Origin of the sequence: Nostoc paludosum FACHB-159 (assembly GCF_014698835.1) — a bacterium.
In the GTDB taxonomy this organism is placed as follows: domain Bacteria; phylum Cyanobacteriota; class Cyanobacteriia; order Cyanobacteriales; family Nostocaceae; genus Nostoc; species Nostoc paludosum.
Genome location: NZ_JACJTU010000009.1, coordinates 149,165 through 163,542, shown reverse-complemented (window position 1 = coordinate 163,542; position 14,378 = coordinate 149,165). Strand labels below are relative to the sequence as shown.

The following is a 14,378-nucleotide window of genomic DNA, read 5'->3' as shown; positions in this document are numbered from 1 at the left end:
GCGCACAGCTGTGCGTCCCTACAAGGTATCCACTTATTCTAAATATAAATAAACTTTTAGAATACATCTATCTTAAGTAGTATTTTAAATAAAAAATCAATAAATATTTATATAGTTGTCTAAAGATTGTGTAATTTCAGCACTAAAGTCTTATCCTGTAACGCTTGAGGCTCAATTTATTACCGTCTATCCGAGGTGGCAGAACCAAAGGAAGAATGTCAAGATTAGGAGATGTACCTTTGGGTGGTGAAGTCAAGTAGGTGAAATATTTATTAATATTATTAATAGGTGAGTCTAAATTCAGCCTCAAGAATCACAAAAAGTTCTTCTAGGTGTGTATTTCTCACTAATCACTAGATTCTCCATCAAGGGAGCAGAAGATCGTGAAAGACCAAAAACCATCAGAGTCTAAGGAATTCGTAGGAAATCTCAAGAATGGGATTTGGCTGTTTGGGTTGTCATCTTGGGTATTTGGGATTACAGATCGCAGTATTGCTTCATTTGCTGATGGCTATCTGTCGGCTTTGGATTTGACGCAACTATTCACAGCAGCGACGTTCTTTGTGGCATGGCTATTTTTAAAGCCGACATCTAAAGTTTAAAATCCGCGTAGGCGTAGCCCGCACTTCTCTACGAGACGCTCCGCGTAGCTTGCTTCCCCGTAGGGGTACGACAAAGCTCAGTGACCACCGCAGGCATCGCTTGAGTGTTGAGTCACTTATCAAGCTAGTCTTACAAAGATTCAGGAAAATTATTTAGAGAAGAAGACTTTTGATTGTTGTAGGAGGTGCTATGCAGAATGCATCAATTTTCTGCATTCTAAATAATCCGAGTAATTCTTTAAAATCTCAACATTACCTTGAAGTAAATACAAATATTTGCGCGTGTTTTATGAGAGTCAACAAGCTTTGCACATGCTGATTATACATTGATGTCAACATGATGGGTTAGGAATTTTTTGGCAGCGTTTTTCATGATAATTTAATGTATTCAATAAAATTAATGCTCTACCATAAAGATATTGGTAAATGCCTAGAAAAATTTTGTAACTTTCCGGAATTGGTGAGAGTGGAGTGGTAGTCTCTATCAGATAAGTAATTTATACTGAAACTCTATAACTAAACCTCCGGGGTATATAACCCCATATTAAAAGCTCGGTCTTCACGATCGGGCTTTTAATGTAGCGAAAAGCGACCATAAGCAATATTTTCCGCGAATGTACCGTGAAATAAAAACACATCCTGACTTACCCAACCAATACGAGGCCGCAGTTATTACAGCTATGCACGCCCAGCTTATGGCTTTATGGATTTAGGCTACGCCAAATCTTGTATACTCTCGCACGTAAGGGGCTTGAAACCCTAATACGATGTCTTGTTTGGGAATTCCCATTGCAGCTAGTTCTTGGGCAATTTGAAGTTCGATTGTGTTGTGTTGTATCCAAATTTTGCCGTCTTTGATATCCAAATGCAGAACGCAGCCATGTACACGCCGATCGCCATCCCAGCCTACATTCATCATCTGATAGCGATCTTGAGGCACATCAAAAATCGTCTGCGATTCGATATCACCGTTGGCGATCGGTATGGCAGCATAATTTCTGAGCAGTGTCGTCTGTGATGACCCATTGCTCTTTTTCAAGTGCTTTCCTTACCGCTTCATGAAACAGATCCTTCGCTGCCGTATTTAGTTTTGTGTTGTTGTCAACTCTATTTTACTTAGGGACTTCCAATTAAAAAAAATAGCCAATCTTGTAAAATCGGATTAACTAACTCTGGTGCTTCATCTTGGGGACAATGCCCCACTCCTTCTAAAGGAATAAACTTTTGTACTTGGGGAAAGTTAGCTAATTCTCTACCTAATTCAATCGGTTCCCAAGGATCTGCTGCTCCCCACAAAATAATTGCCGGACAAGGTAACAACGGTAAAAGGTCTTCTGGTAAAGGCCCTGTGGAATAAGAAGTAAATGCCAGAAACACAGCCACAGCACCAGGATCGCTGGCTGGAGAAGTCAGAATATCTACTAATTCATCTGTAACTACTTCTGCATTGGCATAAGCTTTGAGTAGAATTTTCCTTACTGTTTTCGGTTTGGCAAGTTGATTGAAAAAGAACTCGCCAACTGGTTTAATAGATAACACCTGTTGCAGTAAAGGCGCTCCTGCACGACGAATCCAGGGTAAAGTTGCCCGTTTGCGATCGTGCAACAACCGTAGAGAACAGTTGAGCAAAGCAACTCCCAAAGCAATATCTGGCTGACTCACCGCTGCTTGCATGGCTACAATACAGCCAATGGAATTTCCCACTAAAAAAGCTGGTTCGCCCACTACTTCGCGACAAAAATCTGCTACCTGCTGTCCCCAGGTTTCTAACGTATAGGCAATTTTTTCACCGGGTTTGGGTTTGGCTGAAGCACCAAAACCAATCAAATCAATAGCATAAACACGGCAATTCTCTGCTAATACAGGAATATTTTTTCGCCAGTGCTGCCAAGAAGCCCCAAATCCATGCACCAGAATAACAGCCGGCCCAGTGGTTCCTTGGGTTTGATAGCAAATAGTAAAACCTTGCCAAATCCAGGTTTTTGTAGATGTAAGCGCTGTTTTTGAACTTGAGGTTGTCATAGGGAATTTGATGAACGCAAGGGTATAAGATTTTTAGCTGTAAACTCAAGCAAGATGATTTTGATTTTGAGTAAAATTTATCAGATTTTCAAATTAAATCTTTTGGTCTGGTGATAACTTAGACATAGAACCCAAAAGCTTCTAGGCATTTAATACTAGCGTTATGCTAAATAGTTTTATCTAGCATAGGCAGTGTTCATAATTGTTGATAAAGCTAATTTACTCACAAATTAGATTATGTCAGTATTAGGAGCTACAGTTTCTCTCATCTGAATCAAATTATCGCCATGTTGGCACACATTTATACTGTGATGCTATCCTTGAGCTTTGATAACGGTGCTACTTATGATACTTTACATTTATTAACATTACTTACTCAATGATTTGTAATATATAAGACTATCTTAGTACTTAGAAAGGTGATGAAATTAGCATCAGTGCTAGATTCAGTAGTTTCACAATTTACGATCGCCAACCTGGTTTATAAAATTGTTGGACATGAGGCATCGGCTAAGGGGTGGTTTGCAACTGGAAACTGACGCTGAATTTAACAATATTTTTCTTGTTCCTAGTCCTGCGAGCCAGAAAAGATGAATATACTAGAAACAATTGATACTCCCATCGGAAGCTACGCACCAGATTTTGAACTCCCAGGAATTGATGGTCAAGTTCACCATCTTAGCCGTTATCTTGAGAAGTTCCGTGCAGTCGGTGTTGTTTTTATATGTAACGACTGTCCTTATGTAGAGTTGTATGTAGACAGACTCAAAAAGATTCAAGCCGAATTTGCTCTGTCAAGCTTTACCTTGATTGGCATGAATGGTAGCGACTCAGGGTCTACCTTTGAAAATATGAAAGTTTTTGCCCAGCGTCACGAGTTGAACTTCCCTTACTTGTGGGACCCAACTCAAGATGTAACCCGCAGTTTTGGCGCTACAAAAACACCAATGGCATTTTTGATAGATAGTACAGGCATAGTACGCTACAAAGGTCAAATTGACGATCGCCCCCAAGATCCATTATCTGTGGGACAGAATTATTTGAAAACTGCGATCGGGTGTTTGTTTGCTGGTCAAGAAATAGCCATACCACAAACAGAACCAATAGGTACTACATTGATTTGGCGTAACTAGACATAGATAGTCCCTGTAACTGCTATCTTAAATTGGAGGCAATTGCAACTTTTTTGATAAAGCGTAACTTCATGGGAACGAATTACCGACGGGTTTTACTCAAACTGAGCGGTGAAGCTTTAATGGGCAACATGGGCTATGGAATTGATCCAGAAGTGGTGAAAGAAATAGCCCAGGAAGTAGAAGAGGTGGTAGCCACTGGGACTCAAATCGCCATCGTTGTTGGCGGCGGCAATATTTTTCGTGGCGTCAAAGCAGCATCGGCGGGGATGGATAGGGCAACCGCTGACTACATAGGAATGATTGCCACGGTAATGAACGCCATGACGCTGCAAGATTCGCTGGAGCGAATAGGAGTGCAGACGCGGGTGCAAACTGCGATCGCTATGCAAGAATTAGCGGAACCGTATATTCGTCGTCGTGCCATCCGTCATCTTGAAAAAGGGCGGGTGGTAATTTTTGGCGCTGGTTCTGGAAATCCCTTTTTTACCACAGACACCACTGCCGCATTAAGAGCCGCAGAAATTGATGCCGAAGTGATTTTTAAAGCCACCAAAGTAGACGGAATATACGACGCCGATCCTCAAATTCATCCTAACGCCAAGCGCTATAAAACCCTCACCTACACGCACGTTTTGGCTCATGATTTGCGAGTAATGGATAGTACTGCGATTGCCTTGTGTAAAGAAAACAACATTCCGATTTTGGTATTTGACTTGACGGTGCGAGGTAACATCCACCGAGCAGTCATGGGAGAAACCATCGGCACCCTTGTGGGAGGTTCTTGTGAAATTAGCTGAAGCTGAGAGTACGATGCAAAAAACCGTTGAGGCGACTCAACGAGCTTTTAACACAATTCGCACTGGCCGCGCCAATGCGAGTTTACTAGATAAAGTCTTGGTGGACTACTACGGTTCGCCTACACCCCTAAAGTCAGTGGCAAACATTAGCACGCCAGATGCCTCGACAATTTTGATTCAACCTTACGAGCGCAACACTTTAAACATCATTGAGAAAGCAATTTCTCTTTCGGATGTAGGTTTAACACCCAGTAATGATGGTACCGTAATTCGGCTGAATATTCCGCCTTTGACGAGCGATCGCCGGAAAGAATTTGTCAAAATGGCTGCTAAGTATGCTGAAGAGGGTCGTGTTGCCATTCGCAACATCCGTCGCGATGCTCTAGACTCCATTCGCAAACAAGAGAAAGCCTCTGAAATCTCCAAAGATGAATCAAAAGACCAACAAGACAGCTTGCAAAAACTGACAAATGAGTATATTGCCAAAATAGATGCATCGTTGGCAGAAAAAGAAAAAGACATTACGACTGTTTAAAGTCTAAAGTCTAAAGCATAAAGGCTGAAGAATTTATCCCATTCTTCAGCCTTTGTCTTACAGTAGGTTGGGTTGAACGGAGTGAAACCCAACATTCATAAACCCAACATTTATAATTGTTTACTCGATTTTATAATTGTTCAATATCACTTAACATTTTATTTCAGCTTAGAAGTTGGGTTGCGCTGCGCTCAACCCAACCTACATAAGATTAATTTTAGTTTCAAAAAATTTTTACAACAAATGCAATATCGTCGAGCTACTGTAGAGGGTGGTACTTACTTTTTTACCCTGGTTACATATCACAGACAAAGATTATTCGACTTACCTAGTAACGTCTCTTTATTGAGAAATGCTTTTCGGCATGTTATGGAACAACATCCATTTATAATTGATGCCTTTGTTTTATTACCCGACCATCTGCATTGTATTTGGACATTACCACAAGGCGATGTCTGACGACAAGCCGCTTCGCGTCTACGCAATTTTCCTACTCGTTGGCGTTTAATTAAAAGCTATTTTAGTCGCCAATGTGATACTGTATCACAAGAAACCCTATCTACCTCTAGGCGAAATAAAAAAGAGCAAGCTATTTGGCAGCGTCGTTTTTGGGAACACTTGATTAGAGATGAGGTAGATTTTAAAAATCACGTTGAATATATTCATTACAATCCAGTCAAACATGGCTTAGTGAAAGCTCCCAAAGATTGGGAATATTCCAGCTTTCATCGTTCGATTCGTCAAGGTAAGTATGATATTATGTGGGGTACTGAACAAGAATTTGTATTTGATTCCAATATCGGCAAAGAATAAAATTACTAGCTAGTAGGTTGGGTTGTAGCTTGCTTCCACGAAGTGGTACGAAGTGAAACCCAACATTAACCTCAGATATTGTCACAGATAATGTTGGGTTTCGTTCCTCAACCCAACCTACAAAAAACTACAAAAAACTGAATTAAAAATAATTTAGAAGCATAGTTTAAAACGTAAGTCTGCTCTAAAACCCAGGCACCAAAATAGTTTCAAGCCTATTGCCCATTGCCTCTTGCCTCTTGCCTATAGTTGTTGGTAGACGCGTTAGCTTAAACTAATTGAGAAGCAAAATTTCAGCAATATGTACGATTGCATCATTGTCGGTGCTGGGCCAGCTGGTGGAACGGCTGCATATCATTTAGCGAAACAGGGTCGCTCAGTATTAGTTTTAGAAAAAGAATCCCTGCCAAGATATAAACCTTGTGGTGGTGGTGTATCTCCAGCGATCGCTCAATGGTTTGACTTTGATTTTAGCCCAGCAATTTCTTTAAAAGCAGACTTGCTGCGCTTTACCTGGAAACTAGGCGACCCCGTGGAAGCTAAAATCGCCACAAAAGAACCAGTTTGGATGGTACGGCGGGATGTTTTTGATTATTTCTTAGTCCAGCAAGCCCAAAAACAAGGCGCAAGACTCCAAGATAATACTGAAGTAACTGGTATCGAATTTCAAAGTGATTATTGGCAAGTTAACACAGCCAACGAGCCAGTTACAGGTCGTTACTTAATTGCAGCTGATGGTGCTAAAGGCTCGATGGCGAAATGGCTGGGTTTCAAAGAACGTAAACGTCTCCTTACAGGAGCTTTAGAAGCAGAAGTTCCTGGTATTGCAGAAAACAACCCTACAATTCATTTCGAGTTCGGCTTGGCTAAAAACGGCTATCTGTGGAACTTCCCTAAAGCTGATGGTTATTCCATTGGTGTGGGAACCTTCATTGGTCGTCAACCCCAGAACTTTAAAAAGATTTTGGATGAGTACGCCAAATCGTTAAACGTAGACCTCAAAAACACCAAACAATATGGTCATCCCCTTTGTATTTGGGATGGTAATCAAAAGCTGCACGCTCAAAATGCGCTTTTGGCTGGGGAAGCTGCTTGTTTAGTCGATCCCATGACAGCAGAAGGCATTCGCCCTTCAATTTTTAGCGGTTTACTCGCAGCCGCAAGCATTAATGAAGCACTTGCTGGTGATATTAACGCTTTAGAAAAATATAGCGAAGCCATTAATGAAGAATGGGGTACTGAAATGGCTTGGGCGCAAAAATTAGCTACAGCATTCTATCGATTTTCCAACATTGGCTACAAAGTTGGTATTAAGCACCCCTCAGCTCCCCAAGTCATGGGTAAAATTATGTGCGGCGAACTCCGCTATGGCGATGTTGCCAGTCGGGCGCTGAAGCATTTAATTCCTGGGTTTAGCAATTAAATCTATTGGGGCATTGGGCATTGGGCATTGGGCATGGGGCATTGGGCATTGGGCATTGGGCATTGGGCATTGGGCATTGGGCATGGGGGAGGGTTAAAACTTAAAACCTCAACGTTCTCGTTTAAAACCTCAACGTTCTCGTTTAAAACCTCAACGTTCTCGTTCAAAACCTCAACGTTCCAATTCAAAACCTCAACGTTCTCGTTTAAAACATGCCCCATGCCCTAATCTCCTAAATAAATACCCATACCACGGGCGGTTTTAACTAAGGTACCGTTGGGATCGACGGCGCTATATTGAGCGATCGCTTCTGTAATTGGTACGCTTAATACTTGGCGATTTTGCCATGTGACCATGCGATCGTATTTAGCCTCTGCAATCAGATTAACTGCGGCTACGCCAAAGGCTGTTGCAACTAATCTATCCAATGGCGAAGCAGTTCCACCGCGTTGAATGTGTCCTAAAACGGTGACTCGCGTTTCTACACCAATGTGTTGAATAATTTCATCCGCTAGATATTCGCCAATTCCACCATATCGAGATTGACCTAAGCGATTTGTAATTGTGACGTTTTCCCCATCTTGGGTACGAACAGCTTCAGAAACAATAATCAAACAATAATTTTTGCCTTTCTCTTGGCGTTCTTTGATTTTGTGGCAAATGTGTTCAACTGTGTAGGGAATTTCGGGAATTAAAATTACATTTGCTCCGCCTGCAATTCCCGCAGCTATGGCTATGTGCCCTGCATCACGCCCCATCACTTCCAAAATCATGACTCGGCTATGACTTGCAGCGGTAAAATGTAACCGATCTAATGCTTCCGTGGCAATATTTACTGCTGTATCAAAACCAATGGCATGTTCGGTAATGCCAATATCATTATCAATGGTTTTAGGAATTCCAACTAAGTTAATACCACCTTGTTGTGCGAGGCGGCGGAGAATTGCCAAACTACCATCGCCGCCAATACCAATCAAAGCATCTAATCCTAGTTGATGATAACCTGCAATGATTTCTTCGGAGCGATCGCATAAACTTCCATCCGCCATTGGAAAAGCAAAAGGATCGCCTTTATTAGTTGTTCCCAACATTGTGCCACCCGCAGTTAGCAGCGAATCAACTTTATCGATTTCCAAGTTAGTGAATTGTGGCGGACGCGCCATTAATCCAAGAGTTGCTTGATGAATTCCTAGAACCTCCCAGCCGTAAGTACTCACAGCACAAGTTACTACAGCCCTGATGGCAGCATTTAAGCCAGAACAATCTCCTCCACTTGTAAGAATTCCAATGCGTTTGGGTTCTCCCATATCTTTTCTTGACATTTTGATCCAAATATATCTATTAGCCGATTAAACTTAAGCCTGAGTAAGTAATAGATTAAACCCAAACAAACATCTCTCTGTAAATGCAAAGGTAATTTTATGTTGCTTTTGTGTTTAAAAACAAAACTATGTTTAATAATTCATAACTCAAAAGCCAAGAGTCAGAATTCAGGAGTAAAGCTGAAGGCTTTGGAGTAAGGCGCTAGAATCAGTCGAAAATCAAGGCTACTATAGGTGCTTGACTTTGTTCAAATTTACAAAGTTGGGGTTTCTAAGTCTGATAAAAAATTCACCTATTCTCTATTCTGACTCCTGAATTCTGGATTCTGAATTCTGACAACTAACTGACCCCAGCTGTAAAATATGAGTGTGCAGCTAGTAGTAGATTAAACCTCAAAAAGTAATCCCCGAAAATGCTAGGGTGATTCTATGTCTGTTTTCAGATCGAGAAAAAACCAAGTTATTCCAACTCTAAAATATGAAGGTGGAGCAAAAGGTGACTAGTATTGATAATTACACCTTCTCTTTTTCAGGAGAAGTAACAATCCCTGAGGCTCCTCCTGGCTTTAAATCAGGTTTTATCGGCATTATTGGTCGGCCGAATGTCGGTAAATCTACCTTGATGAATGAATTAGTAGGGCAAAAAATCGCTATCACATCGCCAGTAGCGCAAACCACACGTAACCGTTTGCGCGGCATTTTAACTACATCAGAAGCGCAGTTAATATTTGTAGATACGCCAGGAATTCATAAGCCCCACCATCAATTAGGGGAAGTCTTGGTGCAAAATGCCAAAATAGCCATTGAATCGGTAGATGTAGTGCTGTTTGTGGTAGATGGAGCAGTGGCGTGTGGAGCAGGCGATCGCTACATTGCCGATTTGCTCAGTCGCAGCCAAACACCAGTAGTTATGGGTTTAAACAAAATCGACCAACAACCGGCCGATTCACAGTTTTTAGATGATAGTTACGCCGAAATGGCCAAGTCCCATGAATGGGAAATTGTCAAATTTTCTGCCAAGACGAGCGCAGGATTACCACAACTGCAACAATTATTAATTGAACATTTAGAAATCGGCCCGTTATATTATCCGCCCGACTTGGTAACCGACCAACCAGAACGCTTTATCATGGGTGAATTGATCCGCGAACAAATTATACTTTTGACTCGCGAAGAAGTACCCCATTCAGTAGCGATCGCCATTGACCAAGTAGAAGAAACTCCTAATATTACCCGTGTACTCGCCACCATCAACGTCGAACGCGATTCCCAAAAAGGCATACTCATTGGGAAAGGCGGATCGATGCTCAAAGCAATCGGTAGCGCAGCCCGCGAACAAATTCAAAAATTAATCGCTGGCAAAGTCTACCTAGAACTATTCGTGAAAGTTCAGCCAAAATGGCGACAATCGCGGGTGAGTTTAGCCGAGTTAGGCTATCGCGTGGAAGAGTAGAAAAATTGGGGACTGGGGACTGGGGACTGGGAAGATGAGGGAGACGCGGGGACACGGGGACGCGGAGAATAACCAATGCCCCATGCCCTATGCCCTATGCCCTATGCCCCAAATGAGAAACTTATGTTAAGAGTGTTAATTGTTGAAGACGATCCAATGATGCAACTGGGGCTAGAGCAATCCTTAATGGCTCATCCCGATTTAGAAATTGTTGGACAAGCCGAAGATGGTTATTTGGGCGTGCAAGCTGCACTGCAACTCAAACCAGACGTGGTGGTTATGGACATTGGGTTGCCGCGATTAGATGGTATTGCAGCGACACAACAAATTAAGGCAGCGCTGCCTGCAACTCATGTGGTGATGCTGACATCCCATCAAACGGAGACAGAAATTATTGCTGCACTGTCTAGCGGCGCCGATGCATATTGTATTAAAGGTGCAAGTGTGGAACGATTGTTAAATGCGATCGCTGCCGCAGTTGATGGTGCAGCCTATCTCGATCCGCAAATTGCCCGACGAGTAATTGACAACCTCAAACCACCCTCACCCACTAACAACAACGCTAACTTATCTGCACGTGAATTAGAAGTATTGAAACTCATGGTAGACGGATTGAGCAACCCAGAGATTGCACAAAAACTCTATCTCAGCCCCAACACCGTCAAAACTCACGTCCGAGGGATTATGAATAAATTAGCAGTGGACGATCGCGTACAAGCAGCGGTAGTTGCATTGCGTTCGGGTTTAGTTTGATTAATAAACTTTGTGCTTTGTAAATTACTAATGACTACCTAAAGTTTCTTTTTTTTGATGTCAGAAGAAATCGCAACTTTCACTACTGAATATTTAGAACGGTGCGCCTATTTATATGTTGAAGTGTTTAATAGTGAACCTTGGAACGAGCAATGGAGTTTTACTACTGCAAGAACCCGCTTGTTTGAAATTATAAATACACCAGGTTTTGTGGGATTTGTATTTAAACAAGATGAACTGCTAGGCTTCCTGGCAGGTTATTGTAAACAAGGGCAAAAAAGTAAAACGTCTTTCACCAAACTTTAAATTTGCTCTATGCGTTAACTAACAATTTTAGACGTGGCTTGCTTCTTGCAGAGCCAGTATAAATTAACTTGCTCTCACACCTTTTGAAATTGTGGATTTTGAAGTTTTAATCCAAAATCCACAATTTAAAATCTAAAGTTTGGTGATTTCTCTGGTTATTCATCTATCGGTTCAGTTTTGATGTCCGTGTTCAATGTCTTGTGATATCAAAACTTGAGGTAGATGGTCAGTACCTACCTGTTCTTTTTGCGACAGTTCTTCACCTTTACCTTCCCATGAGTAGTTGCAAATTTTAGTACTAAGTAGTAAACCTAGTGTTTTGTTAATCATAAAGGCAAAGCTATCGATAAAAATCAAATCCAAAGTTCGACTAATCATAAATTCCTTTTCAGCTTTGTAGCATCAACTAACATTTCCTACAAATGAGATAATGTAGTTTCCAGAAATTTACTGTCTCAACATTTGTAAATTTATAATTCCTACAAATAAAACTGGTGTGATATACCTATATCTAGAGATATAGATATCAGGGGGTGTAACCCTGCACCCCTGGCACAATTAATTCGGATTATGAATTAATTAGTAGTAGACGATCGCGTGGAATCCTGCATGGTATTGTTAACGCTAGATTTAATCGATTCTTTGTTAGAAGTCGCTAGATAAATACCTCCTAAAATTAAAGCCAGGCCTAGCAAGTTAAAAATACTCAAATTTTCCGAGAAAAGTATCCAAGCAAGAATCGCAACAATCACTGGATTGAGTAACAATAGTAGTGAGATGAATCCTGAAGAAAAAGTTTTCAGGCTGTATACAATCAGTCCATGACCCAAGGCTTCACAAATAGCACCTAGCGCAAATACTACTAGCCATCCCGATAAGGTAACTGGGAAAACTTGTTTTTCAAAGATTAGTACTACTGGTATCATCAATGAAGTTGCGATCGCACAACGCCACACAAGTATGGTGAGAATTGAAAATTTATTACGAATCTGCTCGATAAGTAAAAAGTTTGCCGCATAAAAAACCGATGAAATGACGGCAACAACATCACCTGTAATATTATTATTAGAGCGCAATAAATCTTCAAATCCAACAGCGATCGCACCCAGTACAGCCAAAACCAAACCGATGATAAATTTGCGCCCAAAAATTTGGCCAAAAAATAGCCATCCCCCTAATGTAGTAAATATCGGATTGAGACTACCTAAGGCATTAGCATTAGCAGCACCAGTTTGAGTTAGCGACCAAGTCCAAGATAATCGACCTAATACATGAACTAAACCCACTGCTATTAAGAACGCTATCTCTTTAATTGCATAACGCTGCTCAGGTAAAATCGGTTTATCATCTTTAATTTGAGTACGTGCTTGGTTAATTCCAGTCCATAACCCAAAGATAATAGTTGCTATCCACAAGCGATTAAATAATGTAGCAACAGCACTCATTTGGCTAACAGCAATTTTAATAAATATTGCTGTTGTAGATAAAGCTAATAATGCAATTATGACTACTATTATCGGCAGAATGTTTGAAGCTTTATCAGATTTTTCTTGTGTTAGACTTAATTTATTTTCTACCATTTGATTATATTGATTAAACAAACTGCCAATTTCTAATTGGTCATTAGTGATTGGTCATTTAGTGATAATAAAGCGTAAAAGACTGTCTTCTCCTATAGGAGATGCTGAACTGCGAGAATACATAAAAATCTACAATTTAGACGCCCATCAACTTATTACTATTGGCATTACTGAGGTAGTAGTGCCAGAGAAGTCTTGCAGCGATCGCTCGCCAGGGTCGCCAGTGTTGAGTCATTGTTTCTAGTTGTGCTGGTGTTGGACGTGTTCCCAAGTTTTTGAGCTTTTGTAAAGCGATCGCTAATCCTAAATCGCCTTTGGGAAAGACATCAGCACGTTGCAGCGCCATGAGTAAATAAATATCAACTGTCCAATCTCCAATCCCTTTGAGACGCTTTAATTGAGTTCTAATAGCAGTTTCGTCCATTTTTGAGAGCTTACTGAGGTCAAGCTGACCAGTGGCGATCGCATCCGCCAAACCACGACAGTATAAAATTTTTTGGCGACTGAATCCAATCCCTTTTAATTGAGCATCATCCAATGTGAGAAAATTTTCTGGCGTCAGCGTTACAACAACCCCACATAAACGTGTAAATACAGCTTTTGCAGCTGCTAAGGAAACTTGTTGTTCGAGAATTATCCACACAAGGGTTGCAAAACCCGGTTCTCTTGACCAAATTGGTGGAGGCCCCAGTGTTTCTAAAATCTGAGCCAAATCATTGTCAATACTGGCAAGTACCATTAAACCACGGCTAAAACTTTCTTCAGTCAGCAATTCTAGTTCAGGTATTTGAGTCATTTTTGTAATAATTCTAATATCTAGCAATTACTAATGTATCAACTTTAACGCCAAGCAAATGCAGCAAAATTCAGAGATAAATCCAATCAAAACGGAGAATATTGGTGTATCGAAATTAAATAATGAATTCGCCACTTTTTGCCCCAATAGCCGCGAAGAATGGCGAAAATGGTTAGAAACAAACCATCTCACTTCTTCTGGTGTGTGGCTCATCTACTACAAAGTCAAAAGTGGTAAACCAAGTGTTCGATATAGCGAAGCAGTAAAAGAAGCCTTATGTTTTGGTTGGATTGATAGTAAAGTCAAATCATTAGATGCAGAACGTTATATGCAAATTTTTACACCTCGAAAATCAAAAAGTGTATGGTCAAAATTAAATAAACAATATATTGAAGAACTTATGGAACAAGGTTTAATTACTAAAGCGGGTTTGGAAAAAATTGCAATTGCAAAACAAAATGGAGCGTGGAATTCTTTAGATGCGATCGAAGCATTAATTATTCCCTCAGATTTAAATCAGGCATTAGAAGCAAACAAAACTGCTAAAGATTATTTTGAAGCATTTAGCAACTCATCCAAAAAGAATATTCTTTTTTGGATTGAGAATGCTAAACGTCCAGAAACAAGGTTGAAAAGAATCGAACAAACTGTTAATTCCGCAGCGCAGAAAAAAAGCCCATTGGAACGCTAAAAGTTTTTGTTAGTATTAATCTTGAATAGCATCTATAAATAAAAGGCGTACCTATGTACGCCTATATAGTCAATTCATTGATTACAAAGTATTTTCAAAAACGGTTGAACTAAATGCATTTTAATTAAAAGATCTTGAGAATTGGTTAG

The 14,378-nt window shown here is 40.6% G+C and carries 17 protein-coding genes and 1 pseudogene; 10 read left to right on the top strand and 8 right to left on the bottom strand.

Annotated features, from left to right (window positions below):
* Nucleotides 1-383 precede the first annotated feature (383 nt).
* Nucleotides 384-602, top strand: a complete 219-nt coding sequence (locus H6H03_RS11875) for a hypothetical protein (protein WP_190955326.1) — start codon at nucleotides 384-386, stop codon at nucleotides 600-602.
* A 709-nt stretch (nucleotides 603-1,311) separates the two neighbouring features.
* Here the strand turns inward: H6H03_RS11875 and H6H03_RS11870 are convergent.
* Genes H6H03_RS11870 through H6H03_RS11865 form a run of 3 tightly spaced genes read right to left on the bottom strand, consistent with a single transcriptional unit; the run spans nucleotide 1,312 to nucleotide 2,624 of the window.
* A complete protein-coding gene (locus H6H03_RS11870) occupies nucleotides 1,312-1,608 on the bottom strand; it encodes a XisI protein (protein ID WP_242057838.1) in 297 nt (98 codons plus the stop codon).
* Nucleotides 1,568-1,669, bottom strand: coding sequence for a XisH family protein (locus H6H03_RS40270; RefSeq protein WP_242057837.1), 102 nt, complete (start codon nucleotides 1,667-1,669; stop codon nucleotides 1,568-1,570). The genes H6H03_RS11870 and H6H03_RS40270 overlap by 41 nt, the downstream gene beginning before the upstream one ends.
* Before the next feature lie 49 nt (nucleotides 1,670-1,718).
* Nucleotides 1,719-2,624 (bottom strand): alpha/beta fold hydrolase, encoded by a 906-nt coding sequence (locus tag H6H03_RS11865; protein ID WP_190955324.1) that lies wholly within the window; start codon nucleotides 2,622-2,624, stop codon nucleotides 1,719-1,721.
* A gap of 590 nt (nucleotides 2,625-3,214) precedes the next feature.
* On the opposite strand from H6H03_RS11865, the gene H6H03_RS11860 reads away from it, so the two are divergent.
* The 5 genes and pseudogenes from H6H03_RS11860 to H6H03_RS11840 all read left to right on the top strand — a co-directional run bounded on the left by H6H03_RS11860 (nucleotide 3,215) and on the right by H6H03_RS11840 (nucleotide 7,328).
* Nucleotides 3,215-3,757, top strand: coding sequence for a thioredoxin family protein (locus tag H6H03_RS11860; RefSeq protein ID WP_190955323.1), 543 nt, complete (start codon nucleotides 3,215-3,217; stop codon nucleotides 3,755-3,757).
* A 71-nt stretch (nucleotides 3,758-3,828) separates the two neighbouring features.
* Nucleotides 3,829-4,557, top strand: a complete 729-nt coding sequence (pyrH, locus tag H6H03_RS11855; RefSeq protein ID WP_190955322.1) for a UMP kinase — start codon at nucleotides 3,829-3,831, stop codon at nucleotides 4,555-4,557.
* Nucleotides 4,544-5,092 (top strand): ribosome recycling factor, encoded by a 549-nt coding sequence (gene frr / locus H6H03_RS11850; RefSeq protein WP_190955321.1) that lies wholly within the window; start codon nucleotides 4,544-4,546, stop codon nucleotides 5,090-5,092. Before pyrH ends, frr begins: the two co-directional genes overlap by 14 nt.
* Nucleotides 5,093-5,335: 243 nt before the next feature.
* Nucleotides 5,336-5,905: pseudogene (locus H6H03_RS42225) on the top strand (REP-associated tyrosine transposase).
* A gap of 301 nt (nucleotides 5,906-6,206) precedes the next feature.
* Nucleotides 6,207-7,328 (top strand): geranylgeranyl reductase family protein, encoded by a 1,122-nt coding sequence (locus H6H03_RS11840; protein ID WP_190955320.1) that lies wholly within the window; start codon nucleotides 6,207-6,209, stop codon nucleotides 7,326-7,328.
* A 2-nt stretch (nucleotides 7,329-7,330) separates the two neighbouring features.
* Here the strand turns inward: H6H03_RS11840 and H6H03_RS11835 are convergent, their stop codons facing one another.
* Together H6H03_RS11835 and H6H03_RS11830 are read right to left on the bottom strand one after the other, a co-directional pair.
* The gene (locus H6H03_RS11835) at nucleotides 7,331-7,549 is read right to left on the bottom strand and encodes a hypothetical protein (RefSeq protein WP_190955319.1); all 219 of its coding nucleotides are present in this window, start codon (nucleotides 7,547-7,549) and stop codon (nucleotides 7,331-7,333) included.
* A gap of 3 nt (nucleotides 7,550-7,552) precedes the next feature.
* A complete protein-coding gene (locus tag H6H03_RS11830; RefSeq protein ID WP_190955318.1) occupies nucleotides 7,553-8,635 on the bottom strand; it encodes an ATP-dependent 6-phosphofructokinase in 1,083 nt (360 codons plus the stop codon).
* 493 nt (nucleotides 8,636-9,128) lie between these two features.
* On the opposite strand from H6H03_RS11830, the gene era reads away from it, so the two are divergent.
* The 3 genes from era (at nucleotide 9,129) to H6H03_RS11815 (ending at nucleotide 11,162) form a co-directional block, all read left to right on the top strand.
* On the top strand, nucleotides 9,129-10,103 hold the full coding sequence (gene era, locus H6H03_RS11825) for a GTPase Era (protein ID WP_190955317.1): 975 nt from the start codon (nucleotides 9,129-9,131) through the stop codon (nucleotides 10,101-10,103).
* Between the two features lie 75 nt (nucleotides 10,104-10,178).
* A complete protein-coding gene (locus tag H6H03_RS11820; RefSeq protein WP_242057833.1) occupies nucleotides 10,179-10,856 on the top strand; it encodes a response regulator transcription factor in 678 nt (225 codons plus the stop codon).
* A 57-nt stretch (nucleotides 10,857-10,913) separates the two neighbouring features.
* Nucleotides 10,914-11,162, top strand: coding sequence for a hypothetical protein (locus H6H03_RS11815; protein ID WP_190955316.1), 249 nt, complete (start codon nucleotides 10,914-10,916; stop codon nucleotides 11,160-11,162).
* 171 nt (nucleotides 11,163-11,333) lie between these two features.
* On the opposite strand, the gene H6H03_RS11810 is transcribed toward H6H03_RS11815, so the two are convergent.
* From H6H03_RS11810 to H6H03_RS11800, 3 genes are all read right to left on the bottom strand, one after another.
* A complete protein-coding gene (locus H6H03_RS11810) occupies nucleotides 11,334-11,540 on the bottom strand; it encodes a hypothetical protein (RefSeq protein WP_190955315.1) in 207 nt (68 codons plus the stop codon).
* Between the two features lie 197 nt (nucleotides 11,541-11,737).
* A complete protein-coding gene (locus H6H03_RS11805; RefSeq protein ID WP_190955314.1) occupies nucleotides 11,738-12,742 on the bottom strand; it encodes a DMT family transporter in 1,005 nt (334 codons plus the stop codon).
* Between the two features lie 136 nt (nucleotides 12,743-12,878).
* Nucleotides 12,879-13,538, bottom strand: coding sequence for a DNA-3-methyladenine glycosylase family protein (locus H6H03_RS11800; RefSeq protein ID WP_190955313.1), 660 nt, complete (start codon nucleotides 13,536-13,538; stop codon nucleotides 12,879-12,881).
* Nucleotides 13,539-13,596: 58 nt separating this feature from the next.
* Between H6H03_RS11800 and H6H03_RS11795 the strand changes: the two genes are divergently transcribed.
* Entirely contained in the window at nucleotides 13,597-14,229 is a 633-nt protein-coding gene (locus tag H6H03_RS11795; RefSeq protein ID WP_190955312.1) for a YdeI/OmpD-associated family protein, read from the top strand.
* Nucleotides 14,230-14,378: the final 149 nt, after the last annotated feature.

Coding starts and splice junctions, on each gene's coding strand:
- H6H03_RS11865 (WP_190955324.1), bottom strand. CDS start 2,624: ATGACAACCTCAAGTTCAAAAACAGCGCTTACATCTACAAAAACCTGG.
- H6H03_RS11860 (WP_190955323.1), top strand. CDS start 3,215: ATGAATATACTAGAAACAATTGATACTCCCATCGGAAGCTACGCACCA.
- pyrH (WP_190955322.1), top strand. CDS start 3,829: ATGGGAACGAATTACCGACGGGTTTTACTCAAACTGAGCGGTGAAGCT.
- H6H03_RS11840 (WP_190955320.1), top strand. CDS start 6,207: ATGTACGATTGCATCATTGTCGGTGCTGGGCCAGCTGGTGGAACGGCT.
- H6H03_RS11835 (WP_190955319.1), bottom strand. CDS start 7,549: ATGGGGCATGTTTTAAACGAGAACGTTGAGGTTTTGAATTGGAACGTT.
- H6H03_RS11830 (WP_190955318.1), bottom strand. CDS start 8,635: ATGGGAGAACCCAAACGCATTGGAATTCTTACAAGTGGAGGAGATTGT.
- era (WP_190955317.1), top strand. CDS start 9,129: ATGAAGGTGGAGCAAAAGGTGACTAGTATTGATAATTACACCTTCTCT.
- H6H03_RS11820 (WP_242057833.1), top strand. CDS start 10,179: ATGCCCCATGCCCTATGCCCTATGCCCTATGCCCCAAATGAGAAACTT.
- H6H03_RS11815 (WP_190955316.1), top strand. CDS start 10,914: ATGTCAGAAGAAATCGCAACTTTCACTACTGAATATTTAGAACGGTGC.
- H6H03_RS11810 (WP_190955315.1), bottom strand. CDS start 11,540: ATGATTAGTCGAACTTTGGATTTGATTTTTATCGATAGCTTTGCCTTT.
- H6H03_RS11805 (WP_190955314.1), bottom strand. CDS start 12,742: ATGGTAGAAAATAAATTAAGTCTAACACAAGAAAAATCTGATAAAGCT.
- H6H03_RS11800 (WP_190955313.1), bottom strand. CDS start 13,538: ATGACTCAAATACCTGAACTAGAATTGCTGACTGAAGAAAGTTTTAGC.
- H6H03_RS11795 (WP_190955312.1), top strand. CDS start 13,597: ATGCAGCAAAATTCAGAGATAAATCCAATCAAAACGGAGAATATTGGT.